19 protein-coding genes are annotated in these 23,735 nt (G+C 67.5%); 13 read left to right on the top strand and 6 right to left on the bottom strand.

From position 1 onward, the window contains the following. The first annotated feature begins 34 nt into the window (after positions 1 to 34). From pyk to K5L94_RS17755, 3 genes are all read left to right on the top strand, one after another. The gene (gene pyk, locus K5L94_RS17765; protein ID WP_053450650.1) at positions 35 to 1,501 is read left to right on the top strand and encodes a pyruvate kinase; all 1,467 of its coding nucleotides are present in this window, start codon (positions 35 to 37) and stop codon (positions 1,499 to 1,501) included. A 198-nt stretch (positions 1,502 to 1,699) separates the two neighbouring features. Beyond that, a complete protein-coding gene (locus K5L94_RS17760; RefSeq protein ID WP_053450649.1) occupies positions 1,700 to 2,704 on the top strand; it encodes a class I fructose-bisphosphate aldolase in 1,005 nt (334 codons plus the stop codon). 128 nt (positions 2,705 to 2,832) lie between these two features. Further along, entirely contained in the window at positions 2,833 to 3,975 is a 1,143-nt protein-coding gene (locus K5L94_RS17755; RefSeq protein ID WP_053450648.1) for a hypothetical protein, read from the top strand. 92 nt (positions 3,976 to 4,067) lie between these two features. On the opposite strand, the gene K5L94_RS17750 is transcribed toward K5L94_RS17755, so the two are convergent. Together K5L94_RS17750 and cysK are read right to left on the bottom strand one after the other, a co-directional pair. After that, entirely contained in the window at positions 4,068 to 4,667 is a 600-nt protein-coding gene (locus K5L94_RS17750) for an O-acetyl-ADP-ribose deacetylase (protein ID WP_053450647.1), read from the bottom strand. Positions 4,668 to 4,878: 211 nt separating this feature from the next. Continuing rightward, positions 4,879 to 5,838, bottom strand: coding sequence for a cysteine synthase A (cysK, locus tag K5L94_RS17745; protein WP_008266373.1), 960 nt, complete (start codon positions 5,836 to 5,838; stop codon positions 4,879 to 4,881). A 208-nt stretch (positions 5,839 to 6,046) separates the two neighbouring features. On the opposite strand from cysK, the gene K5L94_RS17740 reads away from it, so the two are divergent. From K5L94_RS17740 to K5L94_RS17695, 10 genes are all read left to right on the top strand, one after another. Then, the gene (locus tag K5L94_RS17740; RefSeq protein WP_006465618.1) at positions 6,047 to 7,030 is read left to right on the top strand and encodes a LysR family transcriptional regulator; all 984 of its coding nucleotides are present in this window, start codon (positions 6,047 to 6,049) and stop codon (positions 7,028 to 7,030) included. A 674-nt stretch (positions 7,031 to 7,704) separates the two neighbouring features. Next, entirely contained in the window at positions 7,705 to 8,136 is a 432-nt protein-coding gene (locus K5L94_RS17735) for a DUF2946 domain-containing protein (RefSeq protein WP_274511012.1), read from the top strand. Positions 8,137 to 8,208: 72 nt separating this feature from the next. Beyond that, positions 8,209 to 10,272, top strand: coding sequence for a TonB-dependent copper receptor (locus K5L94_RS17730; protein ID WP_274511011.1), 2,064 nt, complete (start codon positions 8,209 to 8,211; stop codon positions 10,270 to 10,272). Positions 10,273 to 10,487: 215 nt separating this feature from the next. Then, complete coding sequence (locus K5L94_RS17725) at positions 10,488 to 11,594, top strand: efflux RND transporter periplasmic adaptor subunit (protein WP_004154365.1); 1,107 nt, start codon at positions 10,488 to 10,490, stop codon at positions 11,592 to 11,594. Further along, on the top strand, positions 11,591 to 14,716 hold the full coding sequence (locus tag K5L94_RS17720; protein WP_004154366.1) for an efflux RND transporter permease subunit: 3,126 nt from the start codon (positions 11,591 to 11,593) through the stop codon (positions 14,714 to 14,716). Before K5L94_RS17725 ends, K5L94_RS17720 begins: the two co-directional genes overlap by 4 nt. After that, positions 14,709 to 15,248, top strand: coding sequence for a GNAT family N-acetyltransferase (locus tag K5L94_RS17715; protein WP_164086913.1), 540 nt, complete (start codon positions 14,709 to 14,711; stop codon positions 15,246 to 15,248). Before K5L94_RS17720 ends, K5L94_RS17715 begins: the two co-directional genes overlap by 8 nt. 110 nt (positions 15,249 to 15,358) lie before the next feature. Then, positions 15,359 to 16,870 carry an alanine/glycine:cation symporter family protein gene (locus K5L94_RS17710; protein WP_053450641.1) on the top strand — a complete coding sequence of 504 codons (1,512 nt, stop codon included), beginning with the start codon at positions 15,359 to 15,361 and terminating at the stop codon, positions 16,868 to 16,870. Continuing rightward, positions 16,871 to 17,707 carry a TrmH family RNA methyltransferase gene (locus tag K5L94_RS17705; protein ID WP_274511009.1) on the top strand — a complete coding sequence of 279 codons (837 nt, stop codon included), beginning with the start codon at positions 16,871 to 16,873 and terminating at the stop codon, positions 17,705 to 17,707. A gap of 239 nt (positions 17,708 to 17,946) precedes the next feature. After that, positions 17,947 to 18,939: a hypothetical protein gene (locus tag K5L94_RS17700; RefSeq protein WP_274511007.1), complete on the top strand. Its 993-nt coding sequence runs from the start codon at positions 17,947 to 17,949 to the stop codon at positions 18,937 to 18,939. A gap of 10 nt (positions 18,940 to 18,949) precedes the next feature. Further along, positions 18,950 to 20,401 (top strand): alanine/glycine:cation symporter family protein, encoded by a 1,452-nt coding sequence (locus tag K5L94_RS17695; protein ID WP_274511006.1) that lies wholly within the window; start codon positions 18,950 to 18,952, stop codon positions 20,399 to 20,401. A gap of 124 nt (positions 20,402 to 20,525) precedes the next feature. Here K5L94_RS17695 and K5L94_RS17690 read toward each other — a convergent pair whose 3' ends face one another. The 4 genes from K5L94_RS17690 to K5L94_RS17675 form a co-directional block, all read right to left on the bottom strand. After that, the gene (locus K5L94_RS17690) at positions 20,526 to 21,947 is read right to left on the bottom strand and encodes a M28 family peptidase (protein ID WP_004154383.1); all 1,422 of its coding nucleotides are present in this window, start codon (positions 21,945 to 21,947) and stop codon (positions 20,526 to 20,528) included. Positions 21,948 to 22,171: 224 nt separating this feature from the next. Beyond that, positions 22,172 to 22,576 carry a large-conductance mechanosensitive channel protein MscL gene (gene mscL / locus K5L94_RS17685; protein WP_004154386.1) on the bottom strand — a complete coding sequence of 135 codons (405 nt, stop codon included), beginning with the start codon at positions 22,574 to 22,576 and terminating at the stop codon, positions 22,172 to 22,174. Between the two features lie 54 nt (positions 22,577 to 22,630). Beyond that, positions 22,631 to 23,347, bottom strand: a complete 717-nt coding sequence (locus K5L94_RS17680; protein ID WP_053450636.1) for a fumarylacetoacetate hydrolase family protein — start codon at positions 23,345 to 23,347, stop codon at positions 22,631 to 22,633. 75 nt (positions 23,348 to 23,422) lie between these two features. Beyond that, the gene (locus tag K5L94_RS17675) at positions 23,423 to 23,704 is read right to left on the bottom strand and encodes a hypothetical protein (protein WP_049457686.1); all 282 of its coding nucleotides are present in this window, start codon (positions 23,702 to 23,704) and stop codon (positions 23,423 to 23,425) included. Between the last annotated feature and the right edge of the window lie 31 nt (positions 23,705 to 23,735).

The raw sequence follows: 23,735 nt of genomic DNA, 5'->3' as shown, positions 1-23,735 counted from the left end.
ATTTCCGTTCTTTATCGGGAGAGGCCCTTTCACCATGTTCGAGCGTCAGCGTCGCACCAAGATCCTTGCCACCCTCGGCCCGGCCACTGATCCGCCGGGCGTGCTGGAGGATCTGTTCCGCGCCGGCGTCAACGTGGTGCGCCTGAACTTCAGCCACGGCGATCCGTCCGGCCAGGCCAAGCGTGCCGCCGAAGTGCGCGCCGCTGCGGCCCGCGTCGGCGTGGAAGTGGGCATCCTGGCCGATCTGCCGGGCCCGAAGATCCGCATCGAGCGCTTCGCCGAAGGCAAGGTGCAGCTGAAGGCGGGCGACCGCTTCGACCTGATCGCCAGCGAGAACGCCGGCCCCGGCAGTGCCAGCCAGGTCGGCGTCAGCTACCTCGGCCTGCCGCAGGACGTGGGCCCGGGCGACGTGCTGCTGCTCGATGACGGCCTGATGCAGTTGCAGGTGGTGGAAGTGCAGGGTGACCGCATCGTCAACACCGTGCTCAACGATGGCGTGCTGTCCGACCGCAAGGGCCTGAACAAGCAGGGCGGTGGCCTGTCGCTGGGTGCGCTGACCGAGCGTGACAAGGAACTGATCGGCATCGTTGCCAAGATCGGCGTCGACTTCATCGCCGTGTCGTTCTGCCGCAACGCGCAGGACATGAACGACGCGCGTGACATCGCCCGCTCGCACGGCTGCGATGCCGCGCTGGTGTCGAAGATCGAACGTACCGAAGCGATCGAGAACCTGGAAGAAATCGTCGAGGCCAGCGACGTGGTGATGGTCGCCCGTGGCGACCTCGGCGTGGAAATCGGCGATGCCGAACTGCCGGGCCTGCAGAAGAAGATCATCAAGGCCTCGCTGGCGCAGAACAAGGTGGTGATCACCGCCACGCAGATGCTGCAGTCGATGGTGGAAAGCCCGATCCCGACCCGTGCCGAAGTGCTGGACGTGGCCAACTCGGTCATCGACGGTACCGATGCGGTGATGCTCTCGGCCGAAACCGCCGCCGGCGCCTATCCGGTCAAGGCCGTGGAAGCGATGGCGCGCATCTGCCTGGGTGCCGAGCGCCAGTTCCAGACCGAGACCGACTTCAACGCCTCGCCGCGCAACCTGGAACGTGCCGACCAGGCCATCGCCATGGCCACCATGTTCCTGTCGCAGCACGTGGGCGTGCGCGCGATCGTGGCGATGACCGAATCCGGCGGTACCGCACGCTACCTGTCGCGTTTCCGCGCCAAGGCGCCGGTGTTCGCGGTGACTCGCCACGACGGTGCCCGTCGCCAGATGGCGCTGATGCGCGATGTCTATCCGATCAATTTCGACAGCCGCGGCCTGACCCCGCGCGAAGCCGCACGCGGCAGCATCCGCCTGCTGGTGGAATCGGAACTGCTGCAGGCCGGTGACCGCGTGGTGTTCACCAGTGGCGAGCACATGGAAACCCTGGGTGCGACCAACACCCTGCGCCTGCTGGAAGTGGGCGAAGACGGCCGCGCCAGCGGCCTGGGCGATCTGTAAGAGACGGACTGCATCGGGCCGGAACCCTGCGCGGGTCCGGCCCCCGGGGCCGGACGCCAACGTGGCTCTGGCCCGGTCGTGGCAGGTCAACGTCTGTCCTGTGCGGACATTGGAATCGTTTCCATCCTGGCCTCGACGTCGAGGCAACGGGTGGCGGGGCTATACTTACGTTTTTCCCGCACCCGCCACAGGAAGTACATGAGCATCGAACAGCTGGCTGAAACCGCCCAGGCCATGGTTGCCCCGGGCAAGGGCATCATCGCGATCGACGAATCCACCGCTACCATCGCCAAGCGTTTCGCTGGCGTCGGTATCGAGAACACCGAGGAGAACCGTCGCGCCTACCGCGAACTGCTGCTGACCACGCCGAAGCTCAACGAGCACATTTCCGGCGCCATCCTGTACGACGAAACCATCCGCCAGTCGACCAGGGACGGCGTGCCGTTCGCCAAGTACATGGCCGACCACGGCATGATTCCGGGCATCAAGGTGGACAAGGGTGCGCACCCGCTGGCCGGCTGCCCGGGCGAGCTGGTGACCGAAGGCCTGGACGGCCTGCGCGAGCGCCTGCAGGAGTACTACAAGCTGGGTGCGCGCTTCGCCAAGTGGCGTGCGGTCATCAACATCGGTGAGAGCATCCCTTCGGGCACCTGCATCGAGTCCAACGCCCACGCGCTGGCCCGTTATGCCGCCCTGTGCCAGGAATGCGGCCTGGTGCCGATGGTCGAGCCGGAAGTGATCATGGACGGCGACCACGACATCGAGACCTGCTACGAAGTCACCGAAGCCACCCTGCGCTCGCTGTTCGATGCGCTGTACCAGCAGAACGTGCTGCTGGAAGGCACCATCCTGAAGGCATCGATGGTCATCTCCGGCAAGGGCTGCGACGAGCAGGCCGACGTCGAGGAAGTGGCCGAGTCGACCGTGATGTGCCTGAAGAGCACCGTGCCGGCGATCCTGCCGGGCGTGGTGTTCCTGTCCGGTGGCCAGACCGACGAACAGTCGACTGAGCACCTGAACGCGATGAACCAGCTGGGCAACCTGCCGTGGCCGCTGAGCTTCTCCTACGGCCGCGCCATGCAGCAGGCCGCCCTGAAGCTGTGGGCCAAGGACATGAAGGGCAACTACGCTGCTGCCCAGAAGACCGTGTACGAGCGCGCCAAGGACAACGGCCTGGCCGCGCTGGGCAAGTGGAACGGCTGATCGGTTCCATTGCTGGATGAAAAGGCAGCGCCGGCATCACGCCGGCGTTTGCTTTTGCGGGTATCTTTTCCGCCCCCGCGTACCCGGCCGGTACGTGGGAATGACATGGAAGGCCAAGGAGAAACAACATGCGTTTGGCAGCACTTACACTGGCCGTTGCCGCGGTCCTGGTCGCCGGCGGTTGCAACCGCATCGGTGCGGGCATGGATGCGGGCAAGGCCGCGTCGCTCGAATTCGACAAGCCGGTGTCCGGCGAGATCACCACGCGCAGCGGCATCAACTTCAACGACGGCAGCCATCACCAGCTTTACCAGATCAAGCTGGACGACAACGACCTGGTTGGCCTGAAGCTGACCGGCAGGCTCAGCGGTTCGATCGCCGTGTTCAACAACGGCAGCCTGGTATCCACCAGCAATACCGTCTACGAGCGCGAGGGCGACGTCTCGGTGGCATTCCGTGCCAATGGTGGCGGCACCTACCAGGTGGCGGTCAATGCCGATGGCCCGTCCGCCTTCGGTCCGTACCGCCTGCGTGCCGAGAAGCTGAAGCCGTACGACGGCAAGCCACTGGTGGGCGGTGGCGAGATCGTCGACATGCTGGGCGGCGACTCGCAGGACTACATCCTGCAGGTGGAGAAGGAAGGCCTGTACGAGATCCGGCTGGTGTCGGATGCCTTCGATCCGGTGCTGAAGGTGTCCGGCCAGGGCGTGGATGCCGAGAACGACGATAGCAGCGACAGCACCAACTCGCGCCTGAGCCTGTCGCTGAAGCCGGGCAAGTACACCCTGACCGCGCGCGGCCTCGGTGACGGCGTCACTGGCATGTTCACCCTGTCGGCGACCCGCATCGAACTGCCGGGCAATCTGGTCGAGCGCGATGGCACCGCACTGCCGAGCACGGGCAGCGTGTACACGATGCTCGACAACGAAGGTCGCCGCCGCTTCCTGCTGACCCTGGATCGTCCGGCCGACGTGCGCCTGGATGCGATCTCCAGCCAGGTCGACACCGTGCTGCGCGTGGTCGGCGCCAATGTCGAGCTGTCCGACGACGATGGTGGCAATGGCACCAACGCACGCCTGCAGGAAACGTTGCCGGCCGGCCACTACACCGTCGACGTGACCAGCGTGAACAACGGCGCGGGCCTGGTGGAAGTGCGCGTGCAGGTGGATGGGGCCAGCGCCGACGGCGCCGCTGCCTCGGCGGCACGTGCCGCGGCCGACGCAGCAGCCGTTGCCGACGATGACGCTGCGGTGGAAGCGGCGAGCCGTTGAGGCAGATCCACCCCCTGTGTGGATGACATCGACGATGCAACGGAAAAGGCCGGGCAATGCCCGGCCTTTTCTTTTCCGCGGAACAGTGCGGCTCAATGTGCGGCAGCGAAGCCTGTATCGCCCAGTGGCGGCAGCAGCGGGCTGCGCGACTCGCTCTCCATGCTCTGCCCGGCCGCTGCCAGCGCCTGCTGGTAGGCCTTGGCGGTGGCGGTATTGAACGCAACCAGCACGATGCGCATCGGCTGTGCATGGCTGCGCTGCCACGCCAGCGTTTCGGTTACAGCGATCTGCGCGGCCTGGTACAGCGGATAGCCGTACACGCCGCAGCTGATTGCCGGGAACGCGATCGACTGCACGCCCAGGGATTCCGCCAGCTGCAACGACTTCCAGTAGCAGTTGGCCAGCAGCGCCGGTTCGTCACGCTGGCCGTCGTGCCAGACCGGTCCCACCGTGTGCAGCACATGCCGCGCCGGCAATGCGTAGGCGCCGGTGGCGCGCACTTCGCCGGTCGGGCAACGCACGCCCGGGCGAAGCTCCGGCAACTGTTCGCATTCGGCCAGCAGTGCCGGGCCGGCGGCACGATGGATCGCACCGTCGACACCGCCGCCACCGAGCAATGTCTCATTGGCCGCGTTGACGATCGCATCCACCGCCAGGGTCGTGATGTCGCCCTGCCAAACTTCGATCTTCATGCGTCCGTCTCCTGCCTGTGAGGTGATCCGCGCAGCATCTGCGCCGGCTGTTCCCACGGTAGGGGACAGGGCATCGATACTGCGTCATGACCGTCTCACGCGCTGCGATCCGACGGCCTTCACGCACGATGGCGGGCGGCGCCTTCATGCAGGCTGAAGCAGGTGGGGTTTGTGACGGGCGGCAGCGCCGGGCCGTGCCCGGCGTTATGCGTCACGGCAGCCCGGCCAGCCAGTCGTCGTCAGACCCTTCGTTCACATCGGCGAACAGCGGCGTGGAGAAGTAGCGTTCACCGGTGTCTGGCAGCATCGCCAGGATCACCGAGCCCGGTTCGGCACGCGCGGCCACATCCAGCGCGCTGGCCACAGTCGCACCGGCAGAGATACCGACGAAGATGCCTTCCTCGGCGGCCAGGCGGCGCGCGGTGGCGATCGCGCGGTCATCTTCGACCGACACCAGTTCGTCCACCACATCGCGGTTGAGCACGTCGGGCACGAAGTCCGGCGTCCAGCCCTGGATCTTGTGCGGCTTCCAGTCATCGCCCTTGAGCAGTGCGGCGCCGGCCGGCTCGGTGGCAATGATGCGGGTCTGCGGGCGCGCGACCTTCAGTACTTCACCGACGCCGGTAAGCGTACCGCCGGTGCCCCAGCCGCTGACGAAATAGTCCAGCCGCTTGCCGGCGAAGTCGCGCAGGATCTCGGCGGCGGTGGTGTTGCGGTGATACGCCGGGTTGGCCGGATTGGCGAACTGGCTGGCCAGGAACCAGCCATGCTCTTCGGCCAGTTCGCGCGCCCTGCGTACCATGCCGCTGCCACGTTCGGCGGCCGGGGTCAGGATCACCTTGGCGCCATAGGCGCGCATCAGCTTGCGGCGTTCCACCGAGAAGGTCTCGACCATGGTGGCCACGAACTTGTAGCCGCGCGCGGCGGCGACCATCGCCAGCGCCACGCCGGTATTGCCGGAGGTCGCTTCGACGATCGTGTCGCCGGGCTTGAGCAGGCCACGTGCTTCGGCATCGAGGATGATCGCCAGCGCCAGGCGGTCCTTCACCGAGCCGCCCGGGTTGAACGACTCGACCTTGGCGTAGAGGCTGACCTGCGGTGGCGCCAGGCGCTGCAGCTTGACGATGGGGGTGTTGCCGACGGTATCGAGGATGGAGTCGTACAGGGCCATGGAAGCGCTCCGGAAACGGGGCCGCGCCGGGCTTCGGCGGGCGAAGGGGGAGGGCTGGCTGTTCAGGCCAGCGGCTGCCGGCTGACCGTAGCGCCGGCATATGACGCCCGGAAATGACCAGATGCCTTTCTTAAACAACCTTTGGTTATAAGCTGGTGACGGCAATAGACCCTAGAGTGGACCTCCGCCCCTTGCGCCCCCGCCTCCCATGACGCTGACCCAGCTGCGCTATCTGGTTGCCATCGCCGACGCCGAGCTGAACATCACGCTGGCCGCCTCGCGCGTGCACGCCACCCAGCCGGGCCTGTCCAAGCAGCTCAAGCAGCTGGAGGACGAGCTCGGCTTCCTGTTGTTCGTGCGCAAGGGGCGCAGCCTGGAATCGGTCACCCCGGCCGGGACCGAGGTCATCGCCCGCGCCCGCGCGGTGCTGGCCGAGGCCAACAACATCCGCACCTATGCCGCCAACCAGCGCCGCGAGAGCCAGGGCCAGCTGATCCTGACCACCACCCACACCCAGGCGCGCTTCGTGCTGCCGCCGGCGGTGGCGGCGATCAAGCAGGCGTATCCACAGGTCAGCGTGCACCTGCAGCAGGCCGGTGAAGCCGACGCGCTGGACCGCTTGAACCAGGGTGATGCCGATATCGCCATCATCAGCACGGCCGGTGGTGAGCCGACCGATGGCATCGCCGTGCCGTTGTTCCGCTGGCGGCGTCTGGTGGTGGTGCCCAAGGGCCACCCGCTGGATCGTGCCGGCCGCGCGCCGGACCTGGCGGCGCTGGCCCGGCAACCGCTGATCAGCTACGAATCCTCGACTCGGCCGAATTCCTCGCTGCAGCGAGCCTTTGCTGCCCACGGCCTGGTGCCGGACCTGGCGCTGACCGCGCTGGATGCCGACCTGATCAAGACCTACGTGCGTACCGGGCTGGGCGTGGGCCTGTTGGCCGAGATGGCGGTCAGTTCCAACGATGAGGACCTGCGCTCGTGGCCGGCCCCGGCGCCGATCACCGAGTGCATCGCGTGGGCGGTGCTGCCGCGCGACCGCGTGCTGCGCGATTACGCGCTGGAGCTGGTGCATGTGCTGGCCCCGCAGATCGATCCGCGCGACCTGCGGCGGGTGCTGGATGGCAACCAGGCTGCGGCGTGGCCGGTACCCCCGACCTGGGAGTCACTGACCCAGACCATCACGGTCTGAGGGTGGGTCGAGCAGGGCTGCGCCCTGCACCCGCAGAATCAACGGCAACGGCAACGGCAACGGCAACGGCAACAGCTTGCATTCCGTGGGATGGCGGGGCGTTGTCGGAGTGCGGGGACGCCGTAAACCCATCCATGGGGGCTTGGCAGCCGCTTGCTCGTGTGCGCGTTCCTGCGCACACGGCAAGACCGGGGTTGGGCGTCCTGCCCAACCCGCCCGAGGCATGCCTCGGGCCCATGCGGCTGACACCCCGCACTCCGACACCGCCCCACCTCTGACAGATTTCTACGGCTGTCGGTGGGTGTCGACCTTGGTCGACACGGTGGATCCACGCCATGCGTGGATGCTTTTCGATTCCAATTCGAAATATTCGATTCCGATGGAGATTCATCCACGCATGGCGTGGATCTACTGCAGATCGCGGGAAACTGTCGAAGGCGGGGTGGGTCCGGTTGCGGGAGTGTCCGCGGCATGGATGCCGCGGCCAAGCCCCCATGGATGGGTTTACGGCGTCTCCCGCAACCGGACCCACCCCGCCATCCCACGGACTGCCCGCTTTTGACGTTGATGTTGATGTGGATTCGGCGGGTGCAGGGCGCAGCCCTGCCGATAACCCCCCCTCCTGCGACGGTTCGTCGCACGGGCATCCCTGGACCCGGCTCTACACTAGCGGGGTGACCCGCCTGCCCCGCCCGCAGCGCCTCCTGCTCCAGCTCGCCGTCCTGGCGACGCTGCTGATGGTGCTTGCGCCACTGGTCAGCCGCGCGCTGCAGGCACAGCCGATGGATCATGCGGCAAGGGTGGGCATGGACCACGCCGCCATGGGCCATGACATGCACGACATGGCTATGGCCGGGCACGATCAGCACGGCACCGCGCCGGCATCGCCCAACCGTCCGGCCGACCCGCACGCCATGCATGGCGAAGCCTGCGAATACTGCGTGCTGGCCATGCGCCTGCTGCCGTGGCTGGCGGTGCTGGTGCTGCTGTTGCCGCTGCTGTGGCGGCCGCGGCTGGTGTTCCCGTGGTCGCAACGCGTGTTGCCCGCCGCGCGCTGGCCGGCACATGCCGCACGCGGGCCGCCGCGCGCTTCCATCGTCCGCTGATGTCCCTATCGAATCTGCCGCACGACACCTGACCGGGTGCCGTGCGCGCGTGCGTACCCTGGAGCTGTTCCGATGAAAATGACTTCCCGCCCCGCGGGCGCCTGTGCGCGCCTGCCGGTTGCCCTTGGCCTGGCCGTGACCGCGTCACTGGCCCACGCTGCGCCCGCCGACGAGGCGCGCACCCTCGACACGATGGTGGTGACCGCCGCCGCACCGTCTTCACCGCTGCACTGGGTGACCGATCCGCGCCTGCCGCGGCAGCCGGTACCGGCCAGCGACGGTGCCGATTACCTCAAGACCGTTCCCGGCTTCTCGGCCATCCGCAACGGTGGCACCAACGGCGACCCGGTGCTGCGCGGCATGTTCGGTTCGCGCCTGAACATCCTCAGCAACGACGGCAACCTGATCGGTGCCTGCCCGTCACGCATGGATAATCCGCTGTCCTACATCGCGCCGGAGAGCTTCGACCGGCTGACCATCATCAAGGGGCCGCAGAGCGTGCGCTGGGGCGCGGGGGCCTCGGCCGGCACTGTGCGCTTCGAACGCGATACGCCGCGTTTCGAGGAACCGGGCCTGCGCGCCGACGCCAGTGCGCTGGTCGGTTCGCGCAACCGCAACGACCAGGTGCTGGACCTGACCCTGGGCAACCCGACCGGTTACGTGCGCGCCAGCGGCAACCGTTCCGAGGCCGACGACTACAAGGATGGCCACGGTGATGTGGTGCCGTCGAAGTGGCGCAAGTGGAACGGCGACGTGGCCATCGGCTGGACGCCGGATGCAGACACGCTGCTGGAAATCTCCGCTGGTGCCGGTGATGCGATCGCGCGCTACGCCGGGCGTGGCATGGACGGCGCTGCCTTCGAACGCACCAGCTACGCCGCGCGCTTCGAGAAACGCAACCTGCCCGGCGCGTGGGACACGGTGCAGGCCAACGTGTACTACAACGAGGCCGACCACGTGATGGACAACTACACGCTGCGTACGCCGAATCCGCACAGCATGATGCCGATGCCGATGGCCTCCAATGTGGACCGCCGTACCCAGGGCGGCCGGGTCAGTTCCGAATGGCGCTGGCAGGACGTGCAGCTGGTGGCCGGTGTGGATGGCGAAGACAGCCGCCATCGCGGTCGCATGGGCATGGGCCGCAACACCTACCGCCAGGCTGCCTGGGAGACCGATGCCAACTTCCGTCGCTATGGCGCATTTACCGAGATGACCCTGGGCGCCGGCACCGACCAGCGCTGGATCACTGGCCTGCGCATCGATCGCGCCAGCGTGCGTGACGAGCGGCAGTCGATCCGCGGGATGATGGGCAACATGCCCAATCCGACCGCGGGCCAGCGTCGCAAGGAATGGCTGGGCAGCGGTTTCCTGCGCTACGAACAGGACCTGGCCGATGGCCTGACCTGGTACGCCGGCCTCGGCCGCAGTGAGCGCATGCCCGACTACTGGGAGCTGTTCTCGCCCGACCATGGCCCGGCTGGCGCGCTGAACGCGTTTGCAGGCATCCAGCCCGAGCGCACCACCCAGCTCGACGTCGGCCTGCAGTACAAGGGGCCGCGCGTGCAGGCCTGGGTCTCTGCGTATGCCGGGCAGATCCAGGACTACATCCTGTTCACCTACCACGGCAGCGGCATGATGGGCATGAGCCAGGCCAGCAACGTCGACGCGCGCATTGCCGGCGCCGAAGCGGGGCTGGAGGTGAGCGTGGCCGAACAATGGAAACTGGGTGGCACGCTGGCCTACGCCTGGGGCGAGAACCGCGACCAGCAGCGTCCGCTGCCACAGATGCCGCCACTGGAAGCGCGCCTGAGCGCGAACTGGGAAGGCCAGCGTTGGAGTGCCGGTGCGCTGCTGCGCGCGGTGACCCACCAGCACCGTGTCGCAGATGGCCAGGGCAACGTCGTCGCCCAGGACCTCGGACCAAGCGCCGGCTTCGCCACCTTCGCGCTCAATGCCGCCTACCGTTTCAGTTCGCAGCTGCAGCTCAGCGCGGGCGTCGACAATCTGTTCGACCGGGCCTACAGCGAGCACCTGAACCTGGCCGGCAGCGCCGACTTCGGCTTCCCGGCCGACCCGGTGCGCATCAACGAGCCGGGGCGAAGCGTGTGGATGAAGGTGAATTACCGGTATTGATCCCTTCGTGTCACCGGTAGCGCCGGGCAATCCCCGGCGCTGCAGGCGCGACTGGATACACCCCGACACACGCCGACACTGCCCACGGCAGCCTTGCACGGAACGGGTTCAAGGCGCTATCGCGGCCCTGGTTCCACGCCGGTAAACGCTTGGCACATACCGATTTTGCAGGCGCTTGCCTACACTCGGCGGCCGTGGATCAATCAGGACCGTTCATGTTGGCTCGTATCGCTTCGACCCTGGCCCTTGGCCTCAGCCTGGCCGTGCTGGCCGGGTGCGCAGGCAAGCAGGAGGCCGCCGCGCGTCGGCAGGGCGAAGCGGTGCCGGTGACCGCGCAGGTGGTGCAGCCCACGCAGTGGAACGACACCCTGCAGGCACTGGGCACGGCCAAGGCGCGCGAGTCGATCAGCGTCACCGCCAAGGTCAGCGAGATTGTCGAGAAGGTGCACTTCGAAAGCGGCCAGCACATCGCCGCCGGTGCGCCGATCGTGACCCTGCGCGGGCAGGCCCAGGAAGCGGCGCTGGTGCAGGCGCAGGCCACCTTCCATGAGGCCGACCAGCTGTACAAGCGCCAGCGCGAACTGGCCACCCAGCGCCTGGTGTCCAGCGCTACGCTGGATACGCAGAAGTCGATCCGCGATGCCGCCGAAGCGCGCGTGGCGCAGATGCAGTCGGACATCGGTGACCGTCGCGTGCGCGCGCCGTTCGCCGGCGTGCTCGGCATCCGCCAGGTCAGCCCGGGCACGCTGCTGACGCCGACCACGGTGATCGCCACGCTCGATGACATCGAACACATGCACATCGATTTCCAGGTGCCGGAAGTGGAACTGGCCGCACTGGGCGTGGGTGACAAGGTCAGCGCCACCAGCGTGGCCTGGCCGGGCCGTACCTTTGAGGGCGTGGTCAGCACCATCGATGCGCGCATCGACCCGGCCACCCGCGCGGTGACCGTGCGCGCTGATTTCGCCAACGGCGACCACGCACTGCGCCCGGGCATGCTGCTGGACGTGCGCCTGTTCCACCCCGAGCGCGAGGCGCTGGTGGTGCCGGAAATCGCCGTGGTGCAGGTCGGCCGCGATACCTTCGTCTACCGCATCAAGGCCGACGACAGCGTCGAACGCGTGGACGTGGTCACCGGCGCGCGCCGTGCCGGCGTGGTCGAGATCAAGCAGGGCCTGGAGGCCGGGCAGCGCATCGTGGTGGATGGCACCGGCAAGCTGCGCCCGGGCCTGAAGGTCGCCGCCAAGGACGCCGCACCGGCCAGTGGTGCCAAGCCGGCTGACGCGCCGGCGCCGGTCGCCGCCGAGGGCCACGGCGGATGAAGCTGTCCGACATCTCCATCCAGCGGCCGGTGTTCGCCGTGGTGATGAGCCTGTTGCTGCTGGTGCTGGGCGTGATGTCCTTCACTCGCCTGACCCTGCGCGAACTGCCGGCGATCGATCCGCCGATCGTGTCGGTGTCGGTGGACTACACCGGCGCTTCGGCGGCGGTCATCGAAAGCCGCATCACCCAGGTGCTGGAAGATGCGCTGGCCGGCATCGAAGGCATCGATACGATCAACGCGCGCAGCACCAACGGCCGCTCGCAGGTCAGCATCGAATTCACCTCCAACCGCGATATCGAAGCGGCGGCCAACGACGTGCGCGATGCAGTCAGCCGCGTCGCCGACCGCATGCCGGAGGAAGCGCGCCCGCCGGAGATCGCCAAGGTCGAGAGCGATGCCGACCCGATCATCTGGTTCAACATGGTCTCCTCGACCATGGACACGCTGGAACTGAGCGACTACGCCGATCGCTACGTGGTCGATCGCTTCTCCAGCCTGGATGGCGTGGCCCAGGTCCGCATCGGTGGCCGCCAGCGCTACGCGATGCGCATCTGGCTGGACCGCGACCAGCTGGCCGCGCGCGGCCTGACCACCGGTGACGTGGAAACCGCGCTGCGCAACGAGAACGTGGAACTGCCGGCCGGCCGCATCGAATCGACCGACCGTGATTTCACCCTGCGCGTGGAGCGCAACTACATCAAGCCGGAAGACTTCGCGACCATCCCGCTGGGCAAGGGCCGCGACGGTTATGTGGTGCGCATGGGCGACGTGGCGAAGATCGAGCTGGCCTCGGCCGAGCGCCGCGCGTACTACCGCAGCAACGGCGAGCCGGGCATCGGCCTGGGTATCGTCAAGACCTCCACCGCCAACTCGCTGGACGTGGCCCGCGTGGCGCGCGCGGAAGCCGAGCGGGTTGCGTTGACGCTGCCCAAGGGCACGCAGATCTTCGTCGCCTTCGACAACACCACCTTCATCGAAGCCGCAGTGGACCGCGTCTACGCCACGCTGGTCGAGGCGATGATCCTGGTGCTGGCGGTGATCTGGCTGTTCCTCGGCAGCTTCCGCGCCGCACTGATTCCTGCAGTGACGGTGCCGGTCTGCCTGGTGGCCGCGTTCATCGCGTTGTATGCGTTCGATTTCTCGATCAACCTGCTGACCCTGCTTGCCCTGGTGTTGTGCATCGGCCTGGTGGTGGACGATGCGATCGTGGTGGTGGAGAACGTGCAGCGCCGCATCGACCTGGGCGAGCCACCGCTGGTCGCCTCCAAGCGCGGTACCGCGCAGGTCGCCTTCGCGGTGATCGCCACGACCGCCGTGCTGGTGGCGGTGTTCCTGCCGGTGGGCTTCCTGGAAGGCAACACCGGGCGCCTGTTCCGTGAACTGGCGGTGGCGCTGGCGGCGGCGGTGGCGTTGTCCGCCTTCGTCGCGCTGACGCTGACGCCGATGATGGCCTCCAAGCTGCTCAAGCCGCACACCGGGCAGGCGCCGCGCGGCCTGCATGGCTTCGTCAACCGCAACCTGGAGCGCCTGGCCGGCGCCTATGGCCGCGTGCTGGACCACCACGTCGACCGCACCTGGATCTACCTGCTGGTGATGGTGGCCGCGCTGGCCGCCAGCTGGGGCCTGCTCAAGCTGCTGCCTTCGGAGCTGGCCCCGGCCGAAGACCGTGGTTCGTTCCAGATCATGATCGATGGCCCGGAAGGCGCCGGCTACGACTACACCGTGCAGCAGGTGCAGCAGGTGGAAGCGATGCTGGCCCCGCACGTGGGCGCGGACAAGCCGATCGTGCGCGCCAACCCGCGCGTGCCCGGTGGCTGGGGCGCCAGCGAGGAAATGCACACCGGCCGTGTCAGCATCTTCCTGCAGCCGTGGCGGCAGCGCAGTGAAGGCACGCCAGAGGTGGCCAACGAGCTGCAGAAGGAACTGGACACCATCCGCGGCGTGCGCGTGCGCACGCAGGTGGGCGGGGGCCTGGTGCGCAGTGGCGGGCAGCCGTTCCAGATCGTGCTGGGCGGGCCGGAATACGCCGAAATCGCCCAGTGGCGCGATCGCATCCTGCTGCGCATGGCCGACAATCCCGGCCTGGTCGGCCCGGACTCGGACTACAAGGAAACCCGGCCGCAGATGCGGGTGAACATCGACCGCCAGCGTGCGGCCGACCTCGGCGTGCCGGTCACCGCGATCGGTTCGGCGCTGGAAACCATGATGGGCTCGCGCCGCGTCACCACTTTCGTCGACAACGGCGAGGAGTACGACGTGCTGGTGCAGGCCGGCCGCGATGGACGCACCAGCCCGGCCGACCTGGCCGCGATCCGCGTGCGCGCCACCTCCGGCGAACTGGTGCCGCTGTCCAACCTGGTCACGCTGAGTGAAGTGGCCGAGGCCGGCACCCTGAACCGCTTCAACCGCCTGCGCTCGATCACAATCACCGCCGGCCTGGCGCCCGGTTATCCGCTGGGCGAGGCCATCGCCTGGGCGCAGAACGTGGCCCGCGAGGAACTGCCGCAGTACGCGCAGGTGAACTGGAAGGGCGAGTCGCGCGAGTACCAGAGCGCCGGTGGCGCGGTGCTGCTGACCTTCGCCATGGCGCTGCTGGTGGTGTACCTGGTGCTGGCCGCGCAGTTCGAGAGCTTCATCCACCCGCTGACCATCATGCTGACGGTGCCGCTGGGCGTGCTCGGCGCGCTGGTCGGGTTGTGGGTGAGTGGGGGTACGGTGAACCTGTTCAGCCAGATCGGCATCGTCATGCTGGTCGGCCTGGCCGCGAAGAACGGCATCCTCATCGTCGAGTTCGCCAACCAGCTGCGTGACGATGGGCGCACGGTACGCGAGGCGATCATCGAATCGGCGATGGTGCGCCTGCGCCCGATCCTGATGACCTCGATCGCCACCGTGGTCGGCGCGGTCCCGCTGGTGGTGGCCGGTGGCCCGGGTTCGGCCAGCCGTGGCACGATCGGCATCGTGATCATCTTCGGCGTGACCCTCTCGACGTTCCTGTCGCTGTTCGTGGTGCCGGCGTTCTACGCGCGATTGGCGCCCTATACGCGTTCGCCGGAAGCGGTGAAGCGCGAGCTGGAAAAGCAGGAAGCCGCGTCGCCGTCGGTGGGCGGCCATGCCTGACCCGGCGCAGCGCCTGTACGGCGACGGCTTCGTGTTGAGGCCGTGGTGCAGCGACGACCTGGAGTCGCTGCTGCACCACGCCAATGACGCCGAGGTCTCGCGTGGCCTGCGTGATCGCTTCCCGTTCCCGTACACCCGCGAGGATGGCGAGGCGTTCCTCGCCGGCCGGGTACTGGCGCCTGGAACGCTCAACCTGGCCATCGAGATCGACGGCCATGCCTGCGGCAGCATCGGTGCCCAGCAGGGTAGCGCCGAGCGCGCGCATATGGCCGAGCTGGGCTATTGGCTGGGGCAGGCCTACTGGGGCCAAGGGCTGATGACCCGCGTGGTCGGCCTGTTCGCACCGTGGGTGATGGACGAGCTGCGCCTGTTCAGGCTGCAGGCCGGGGTGGTCGATTTCAACCTCGGTTCGGTCCGGGTGCTGGAAAAGAACGGTTTCCAGGAAGAGGGCATTGACCGCTGTGCGGTCTACAAGCGTGGCGTCCTGCACGACCTGCGCCGGTTTGCCCGGGTACGCATGCAGCTGCCCTGAGCGGCGAATTCCTTCTGGCGCTACCGCAGCGGCCTTCGATCAGGGAGAATCGACCGGTCCCCTCCAGCCGACGGGACGTCCTTACAACCCGCCGACTGGAGAGAGCGCGCGTGGAAGCTACCGTACATTTCATCAACAGCATCATCTGGAGCAAGGCACTGATCTTCATGTGCCTGGCCGCCGGCCTGTTCTTCAGCCTGCGCACCCGCTTCATGCAGATCCGTGGTTTCGTCGAGATGTGCCGCCTGACCGTGTCGGGTGAGAAGTCCGACGCCGGCGTGTCCTCGTTCCAGGCGCTGGCCATGTCGATGGCCGGCCGCATGGGCATCGGCAACATCGCCGGCGTGGCCACCGCCATCGCCTTCGGCGGCCCGGGTGCCATCTTCTGGATGTGGGTGATGGGCTTCCTCGGCGCGTCCACCTCGTACGTGGAATGCACCCTGGCGCAGATCTACAAGACCAAGGATGCCGAAGGCCGCTACCGCGGCGGCCCCGCCTACTACATCGAAAAGGCCATGGGCCTGAAGTGGTACGCGCTGGCCTTCGCCATCGCCACGATCATCGCGGCCGGCTTCCTGATGCCGGGCGTGCAGGCCAACGCCATCGCCGACAGCATCATCAACGCCTGCCGTGGCACCGCGCTGTGCGGCCCGCTGGACGGCCAGGCCTTCGGCATGGAATCGGTGCAGGCGCTGAAGCTGGGCATCGGCATCGTGGTGGCACTGCTGCTGGGCGTGGTGATCTTCGGTGGCGTCAAGCGCATCGCCAATTTCGCCGAAGTGGTGGTGCCGTTCATGGCCGCCGGCTTCATCCTGATGGCCATCGTCATCATGATCATCAACTACGATCGCGTGCCGGAGATGTTCGGCATCATCTTCAAGAGTGCCTTCGGCACCCACGCCGCGTTCGGCGCGATGATGGGCCTGGCGGTGGAGTGGGGCATCAAGCGCGGCATCTATGCCAATGAAGCCGGGCAGGGCTCGGGTCCGCACGCGGCAGCCGCTTCGGAAGTCTCGCACCCGGCCAAGCAGGGTTACGTGCAGGCCTTCGCCATCTACTTCGACACCATGATGGTGTGCACCGCCACCGCGTTCCTGATCCTGGCCAGCGGCACCTACAACGTGTACTCGCCGGCAGGTGCCAGCGCCCCGCCGATCTTCCAGGGCCTGGCCGGCATTCCGGAAGGCGCGGGCTATGCGCAGGCCGGCGTGGAAGCGGTGCTGCCGGGCTGGGGCTCGGCGTTCGTGTCGATCGCCATCTTCTTCTTCGCCTTCACCACCATCATGGCGTACTACTACATGGCCGAGACCAACCTCAGCTATGTGAACCACAACAAGAAGCGCCCGCTGACCGTGCTGGTGCTGCGCCTGGGCATCATCGGCATGGTGGTGTTCGGTGCGTTCCACAATGCGACCCTGGCCTGGGCGCTGGGTGACATCGGCGTTGGCCTGATGGCCTGGCTGAACATCATCGCCATCCTCATCATCCAGAAGCCGGCGATGCTGGCCCTGCGTGACTACGAACGACAGAAGAAGCTGGGCCTGGATCCGGTGTTCGACCCTGATGCCCTGGGCATCAAGAACGCCGATTTCTGGCGCCAGCGCAAGCAGGAGAGTGTGTAAGTGAACAACCCTTGGAACAACCGCCGCCCGTCCGCCCGTCCGCCGCGCGCAACGCCGTTGCCGCGCCCGGAGGTGCCGGCCACGGGCGGTGGTGGGCGCGGCGGCAGCGACGAGCTGCGCCTGTACGGCCTGAACGCCGTGCTGGCCGCGTTCGACGCGCGGCCGCAGGCGCTGCGCAAGCTGTACCTGCTGGAGGCGCGCATTCCGCGCCTGCAGCCACTGCTGAAGTGGTGCGTGGCCAACCGCGTGGGCTATCGCGTGGTCGAGGACGGTGATCTGAACAAGCTCGCCGGTACCACCCATCACGAAGGCGTGGTGGCCGATGTGCTTCGCGCACCGGCACTGCCGTTGGCGCAGTGGCTGCAGCAGGTCGGTGACGGCCCGGCGCTGGCGCTGTGGCTGGACGGCGTGGGCAACCCGCACAACCTCGGCGCGATCCTGCGCTCGGCAGCGCACTTCGGCGCCAAGGCGCTGCTGCTGCCCGAAGGCAGCACGCTGGCGCTGTCCGGTGCCGCCGCACGCGTGGCGGAGGGCGGTGCCGAAGCGGTGCCGCTGGTGCAGCTGCCGGCCGCCGCGCAGGCGATGGCGCAGCTGCGGGACGCCGGTTTCGGCCTGGCCGCGACCCTGGTCGAGGGCGGTGACGATGTATTCCGTGCGGCGCTTCCGGCGCGGCTGGTGTATGTGATGGGTGCCGAGGGCGAAGGCATGGACCGTGCGCTGGCCAGCCAGTGCGATCAGCAGGTTTCCATCCCCGGCAGCGGCGCGGTGGAAAGCCTGAACGTGGCCTCGGCCACGGCAGTGTTGCTGGCGCAGTGGGCGAGCCGCCGCGACGGCTGATACTGCCGCGATACCGTCCCATCGATGACCTGGACCCGGCCCCTCTGGCCGGGTTTTCTTTTGCGCGGTGCGGAAACGGGCGTGCCGCGCTGCGCGGCTGGCGGGCCAATCACTTCACCGCGTGTCGCATCAAGCACGCTTGATCGAGGATCAGGTGTTTTTAGTAATTGTCTCATTGTCGAGCCATATCCCGCATCGCACGGTGGATCTCCATCCAACGTCGAACAGGAGTGGTTCCCATGCATCGAGTCAAACACCCCACGATGCGCGCATCCCTGCTGCTGGCCCTGTGTGCGCTCGCCGCACCGGCGGTGCACGCCGATGAGCGAAGCCTGGACGGCATCAACTTCACCGGACCGCTGATCACCCCGAATCCGGCCGGCCTGCCGCAGGGCAACTGGTACATCGAGCCCTATCTGGTGCGGGTCGACAGCCGCGACCACTATGACGACAACGGTGATCGTCGCCGCAGTGCCGAGCGCAGCGGCGCATGGGCAACCGTGGTGCCGATCATCTATGGCTTCAGCGACCGGGTGATGGGCCAGGTCAACCTCAGTGCCACACGTTCGGAATCCGGCAGTGCACGCAGCAGTGGTTTCCGCGCTGGCGACACCACCGCACGGTTGCAGTACCTCCTGCAGGCGCCGAACGCCGATGGCACCCGCCCGGCCATCTCGGTCGCGCTGGTACAGCGCTTCAGCACCGGCAGCCATGACCGCATCACCGGCAATCCGCTCGATGCGCAGGGCGACGGCGTGCAGCGCACCACCGCTGCGCTGGGCGTGCAGCAGGTGGTGTGGCTGGGCAACGACCGCCCGCTGCGGTGGCGGGCCCAGTTCAGCGCCGGCCCCGCTCCCTCGCGTACCGCCATTTCCGGCACCAGCGTCTACGGTACCGACGACAGCTTCCAGGGTCACATCGCGCGTGGCTCGGTGCTGGGGCTGTCGGTGGGCGCCGAGTACAGCTTCAATTCGCGCTGGGTGGGGGTGATGGAAATGTCCGCCAGCCGCGAGACCGGCCAGCGGCTGAGTGGCTTTGCCCGCAACGGCGCGGGGGAAATCGAGCGCATCGACGAACGCCGCCCGGCCAGCCGCAACGTCAGCCTGGCGCCTGCCGTGGAGTATCACTTCAGCCCTTCGCTGGGGCTGATCGTCGGCGTCGAATTCACCGTGGCCGGGCGCAACACCGGGCGTATCGTCAGCCCCCAGGTCGCCCTGGGCATGTTCTTCTGAGGGGCCGCCGATGAACATCGAATCCATCGTCAATGCGATCCTGGGCGTGGTCTGGAGCCCCTACCTGGTGGTGCTGTGCCTGCTCACCGGCCTGTACTTCAGCGTGCGTACCCGCTTCATCCAGCTGCGCGCGCTGCCGGACATGCTGCGCCTGGTGTTCCGCCACGAACGCTCCGAGTCCGGAGTGTCACCGTTCCAGGCACTGTCGATCTCGCTGTCCAGCCGGGTCGGCGTAGGCAACATCGCCGGCGTGGCCATGGCCATCGCCTTCGGCGGCCCGGGGGCGATCTTCTGGATGTGGGTGGTGGCCTTTCTCGGTGCCTCCAGTGCCTTCATCGAATCCACCCTGGCGCAGATCTACAAGGACCGTGATGCCAAGGGCCAGTACCGCGGCGGGCCGGCGTACTACATCGAGAAGGGCCTGGGCCAGCGCTGGTATGCAGTGCTGTTCGCGCTGGTGACCGTGCTCGCCGGCGCCATGCTGGCAGGGACCCAGTCCAATGCCATCACCAGTGCGGTGAACGAAGCCTGGGATGTGCCAGTGATGAGCACCACCGTGGTGCTGCTGGTGGTGCTGGGCATCATCCTGATCGGTGGTGTGCGGCGCATCGCGCGAGTGGCGGAATGGGTGGTGCCGCTGATGGCGGTGGCCTACCTGATGGTTGCCGCAGTGGTAATGGTGCTCAACGCGGAAAAAGTGCCCGGCGTGATCATGCTGGTGCTGAACAGCGCATTCGGCGTGGACGCGGCCTTCGGCGCGATGATCGGCACCGCCATCCAGTGGGGCGTTCGCCGCGGCGTGCTGTCCAACGAGGCCGGCATGGGCAGTGGCGCGCATGCGGCCGCTGCCGCCGAAGTCTCGCATCCGGTCAAGCAGGGACTGGTGCAGTCATTCTCGGTCTACATCGACACGATGGTGGTGTGCAGCGCAACCGCATTCCTGATCCTGTCCACCGGCCTGTACAACATCTACGACCCGGCGGTGAACGGCATTCCCGATGAGGCCCGCCTGCTGCTGGCCAATCTTCCGGGTGTCGAGGCCGGGCCGCGTTTTGTGCAGCACGCCGTGGAATCGGCGCTGCCGGGCTTCGGCCGTTCGTTCGTGGCGCTTGCGATCCTGCCATTCGCATTCACCACCATCCTGGCGCTGTACTACATGGCCGAAACCAACGTCAGTTACTTGTGCCGGGATCGTCCTTCGCGGTGGGCGATGGGGGCATTTCAGCTGCTGTTCCTGGCGGTTGCCGGCTACTCGGCGGTGAACAGCGCAACGGTGGCATGGTCGCTGGGCGACATCGGGGTGGGCCTGATGAGCTGGCTCAACATCATCGCCATCCTGCTGCTGCAGAAGCCGGCGTTGGCGGCATTGCGCGACTACGAACAGCATCGCCATGCCGGTACGGAACCATTGTTCAATCCACAGCGGCTGGGCGTGCGCAACACCCGTGTGTGGGAGGGCTGACAGGATCGGGGTCAGATCCCTCGCCAGGGCGAGGGCTCTGACCCACGCCATCGCCCTGTGGGTGCGAACCTCGGTTCGCACCGCTCTTCCCGCTGCGCTCGCCGGGCATGGCCCGGCGCCAGCGTCATTCGTTCGGCGGCGTGGTCGCCTTGGCCTCGCTGCCGAAACCACCGTCAGCTTCCGCGGCCAGGTACGCGAATACCGTGTAGGCAGCCACGTTCTGCGCCAGTGCCTTCGGGTCGATCTTGTCCAAAGTGTCGTCGGCGGTGTGATGCAGGTGGAAGTAGTCCGAGCCATCCTGCGCCAGCCACGCCCACGCACCGCCCTTGGCCGCCAGCGGACCGACATCCGGCCCCGGGCCGCCCTTGTCGGCCTGGTACTCGATGCCCAGCGGCTTCATCACTTCGGCGATCTGCCGGGTCGCTTCGCGCGAGCCTTCCGGGTTCGGCGAACCGGTGTTGAAGGCATAGATGCGGCCGGCACCGAAGTCGCTCTCGGCTGCCAGCTGATGCAGGGCCACGTCCTTGGCGTGCGCTTCGGCGTAGGCCTTGCCGCCGTACAGGCCCTGTTCCTCGTTGGCGAAGGCGATCACGCGAATGGTCCGCTTCGGCGCCTGCTTGAGCTGGCCGATCAGGTGCCCGGCCGCCATGGTGATGCCCACGCCCGCGCCGTCATCGACCGCGCCGGTGCCCAGGTCCCACGAATCCAGATGGCCGCCGATCACCACCACTTCCTTCGGCAGGCTGCGGCCGGTGATCTCGCCGATCACGTTGTACGAGGTGGCCGTGCCATCCCAGCCGCAATCCAGCGCCACCTTCACCGTGGTGCTGCCACGGGCCAGCAGGCGCGCCAGCTGATCGGCATCGGGCACCGACAGTGCTGCCGACGGCACCGGCGTCAGGCCTTCATCGAAGCGGGTGATACCGGTGTGCGGCACGCGATGCGAGTCGGTACCCGCCGAGCGCATCAGGAAGCCGACCGCGCCCTTGCGGATCGCCTCCGACGGGCCCTTGCTGCGGATCGCGCCGCCACGGCCGTAGTCGCGGCCATCGCGGAACGGCAGCATCTGGTAATCGACGAAAGCGATCTTGCCCTTCAGCGAGCCGGCCGGTGCGGCCTGCAATGCGGCCAGATCGGCAAAGCGCACCACCTCGGCTTCAACGGTGCCGCCCGGGCTGCCGCCCAGCGCGGTGATCTGCAGCGGCTGCGGATTCCTGCCGGTCACGGCGGCATGTTCGCTGCGGCGTTCCCACTTCGGGAACGTCACCGGTTCCTTCCATACCTTGTCGAAACCGAGTGCCTTGAACTTGGCTTCGGCCCAGGCCACGGCGCGGGCGTCGGCCTCGCTGCCGGCGATGCGCGGACCGATCTCGGTGGTGAGCGATTCGACCACCTTCCAGCCGGTGTCGTCAGCCAGTGCCTGGTCGCGCAGCTGTGCGGCGGTGGCCAGCGAGGCCGGGGGCAGGGTGGTGGTGCGCGGCGCCGCGAAGGCCGGGGCGGCCAGCAGGGCGAGGGAGGATGCGATGGCAAGCACACGGCGACGCATGGACAACTCCGGGAAGGGACCTAAGCCTTGGAGCTTAACAGTCGTTCAGGCGTGTGCATGGGCGGGAGGTCATGGCTGGCGCGAACGCTGTTTTCCGCCACGTCCGGCAAAGCGAAAGCCCCGCCGGAGCGGGGCTTTCGGTAGTCGCGGTAGTGCCGGCCGCTGGCCGGCACCCACATGTTCCGATGTTGCCGGCCAGCGGCCGGCACTACCGTTCTGCGACCTTACTTCTTCAGGCTGTCGCGGATCTCGCGCAGCAGCACCACTTCCTCGGCCGGTGCGGCCGGGGCGGCTTCCTGCTTGCGCGACAGGCGGTTGATCGTCTTTACCACCAGGAAGATGGCGAACGCCACGATCACGAACTGGATCAGCGTATTGATGAAGTCGCCATAGCCGATCACCACCGCCGGGATCTCCTTGCCGTCGGCACCGATGCTGGCCGGTGACAACGTCCAGGCCAGCTGCGAGAAGTCCACCTTGCCGATCAGCAGGCCCAGCGGCGGCATGATGATCTTCTCGACCAGCGCGGTCACGATCTTGCCGAAGGCCGCGCCGATCACCACGCCGACGGCGAGGTCGATGACGTTGCCGCGCATCGCGAATTCCTTGAACTCGGTGAGCATTCCCATTGTTGTTTTTCTCCGGGGGGGAAGTGGACAGCGCGCAGGGTAGCGCAGGTGATGTCAGCCGGCGATCACGCCGTGGCGCTCGGCCACGTTTTCCAGGCGGGCACTGAAGCGGTCGCCGGGCTTCAGCGCGGCCACCCCGGACGGGGTGCCCATGAATACCAGGTCGCCGGCGCGCAGCTGCCACAGCTTGGACAGCTCATGCAGGATCTCCGGCACGTTCCAGATCATCTGGTCGAGCAATGCCTGCTGGCGCACTTCGCCGTTGACCTCCAGCGACAGGTTCAGCGCGGCCAGGTCACCAACCTCGGCGGCATGTACGATCTCGCTGATCGGCGCGGAGGCATCGAAGCCCTTGGCGGCATCCCACGGGTGGCCCTTGTCCTTGGCGGCCGCCTGCAGATCGCGGCGGGTCAGGTCCAGGCCGACGGCATAGCCGTAGACCAGTGCATCGGCATCGGCCACGGCCAGCTCGCCGGCCGGCGCGTCACGGCCGATGGCCACCACCAGTTCCACTTCGTGGTGCAGGTTGGCGGTCGCCGGCGGATAGGGAATGGCATCGTCATGGCCGACCACGATCGCATCGGCGGGCTTGCTGAAGAACATCGGGCGGCCGCGGTCATCGGCGGCCGGCACCACCGCGCCCATTTCACGGGCATGGTCGGCGAAGTTGCGGCCCACGCAGTAGATGCGGTGCACGGGGAAACTGCCGCCGCCCACGACCGGCACACGCGGCAGGGCAACGGCAGGGATCACATCGGAGACATCGGACATGCGGGCATCCAGGAAGGGCGTGCCCGCAGTCTAGAACGCATGGCGCCCGCCGTCAGCGGGCGCGGAAGGCATGGATCAACGCGAGGCCGGCAGCACCGGCTTGCGCACCACGCGGTACTCGCCCTCGACCACGGTCGGATCGACCGGACGGGCGGTGCCCGGCTTGCGCGAGGCCAACAGCTTCCACGCCAGCCCGACCAGGATCATCGCCGCACCGACGAACACGCCGATGAACACCATCGCGGCCAGGATCGCCAGGCCGAGCAGGCCCACGGCAACGCGCACCAACGGATGACGCGGCTTGCGCGGCGCGAACAGGGTGCGGAACTGGGTGAAGGCGGATGCGCGATTGAACATGGCGGCTCGATAGGCTGGGATCAGCGAAAAC

Origin of the sequence: Stenotrophomonas forensis (genome assembly GCF_028752115.1) — a bacterium.
Lineage (GTDB): Bacteria > Pseudomonadota > Gammaproteobacteria > Xanthomonadales > Xanthomonadaceae > Stenotrophomonas > Stenotrophomonas forensis.
Note: the sequence above shows the minus strand (reverse complement) of the source record. Positions and strands in the feature narration are given on the sequence as shown.

Coding starts and splice junctions, on each gene's coding strand:
- K5L94_RS17700 (WP_274511007.1), top strand. CDS start 17,947: ATGCATCGAGTCAAACACCCCACGATGCGCGCATCCCTGCTGCTGGCC.
- K5L94_RS17715 (WP_164086913.1), top strand. CDS start 14,709: ATGCCTGACCCGGCGCAGCGCCTGTACGGCGACGGCTTCGTGTTGAGG.
- K5L94_RS17755 (WP_053450648.1), top strand. CDS start 2,833: ATGCGTTTGGCAGCACTTACACTGGCCGTTGCCGCGGTCCTGGTCGCC.
- K5L94_RS17750 (WP_053450647.1), bottom strand. CDS start 4,667: ATGAAGATCGAAGTTTGGCAGGGCGACATCACGACCCTGGCGGTGGAT.
- K5L94_RS17690 (WP_004154383.1), bottom strand. CDS start 21,947: ATGCGTCGCCGTGTGCTTGCCATCGCATCCTCCCTCGCCCTGCTGGCC.
- K5L94_RS17720 (WP_004154366.1), top strand. CDS start 11,591: ATGAAGCTGTCCGACATCTCCATCCAGCGGCCGGTGTTCGCCGTGGTG.
- K5L94_RS17695 (WP_274511006.1), top strand. CDS start 18,950: ATGAACATCGAATCCATCGTCAATGCGATCCTGGGCGTGGTCTGGAGC.
- K5L94_RS17760 (WP_053450649.1), top strand. CDS start 1,700: ATGAGCATCGAACAGCTGGCTGAAACCGCCCAGGCCATGGTTGCCCCG.
- K5L94_RS17740 (WP_006465618.1), top strand. CDS start 6,047: ATGACGCTGACCCAGCTGCGCTATCTGGTTGCCATCGCCGACGCCGAG.
- K5L94_RS17730 (WP_274511011.1), top strand. CDS start 8,209: ATGAAAATGACTTCCCGCCCCGCGGGCGCCTGTGCGCGCCTGCCGGTT.
- K5L94_RS17680 (WP_053450636.1), bottom strand. CDS start 23,347: ATGTCCGATGTCTCCGATGTGATCCCTGCCGTTGCCCTGCCGCGTGTG.
- pyk (WP_053450650.1), top strand. CDS start 35: ATGTTCGAGCGTCAGCGTCGCACCAAGATCCTTGCCACCCTCGGCCCG.
- mscL (WP_004154386.1), bottom strand. CDS start 22,576: ATGGGAATGCTCACCGAGTTCAAGGAATTCGCGATGCGCGGCAACGTC.
- K5L94_RS17725 (WP_004154365.1), top strand. CDS start 10,488: ATGTTGGCTCGTATCGCTTCGACCCTGGCCCTTGGCCTCAGCCTGGCC.
- cysK (WP_008266373.1), bottom strand. CDS start 5,838: ATGGCCCTGTACGACTCCATCCTCGATACCGTCGGCAACACCCCCATC.
- K5L94_RS17675 (WP_049457686.1), bottom strand. CDS start 23,704: ATGTTCAATCGCGCATCCGCCTTCACCCAGTTCCGCACCCTGTTCGCG.